The following is a 304-nucleotide window of genomic DNA, read 5'->3' on the forward strand; positions in this document are numbered from 1 at the left end:
AATTGATACCAAAATTCATGCGACTTTTGTATGAAACAATGGGGGCTTAACTCAAGCCTTAAATCGCCGCTCAATCGCATCAAGCGCCTTCAATAAATGGTCCGCATCACCTTCACCAATTGAGGTGATAAAGCTTTGCTCAAACGCTTTGGCCACGCCCACCAAATCTTTATAGGCCGTTTTGCCGGCGCTTGTGAGTTCCAAATGTTCCAATCGGCGGTCATTAACATCTGGCGTGCGCTTGACCCAGCGGCGCTTTTCCAACGCGTTTACGGCGCGGGAGACTTTGGTTTTATGCATTGGC

1 protein-coding gene is annotated in these 304 nt (G+C 48.7%); it reads right to left on the bottom strand.

Going from position 1 to position 304, the window contains the following annotated elements:
• Positions 1-51: 51 nt before the first annotated feature.
• A partial coding sequence (locus tag C6W91_RS21390) for a MarR family winged helix-turn-helix transcriptional regulator (RefSeq protein WP_370571639.1) occupies positions 52-304 on the bottom strand: 253 nt, incomplete at its 5' end.

This window comes from Phaeobacter sp. SYSU ZJ3003, assembly GCF_041300735.1.
In the GTDB taxonomy this organism is placed as follows: Bacteria; Pseudomonadota; Alphaproteobacteria; order Rhodobacterales; family Rhodobacteraceae; genus Phycobacter; species Phycobacter gallaeciensis_A.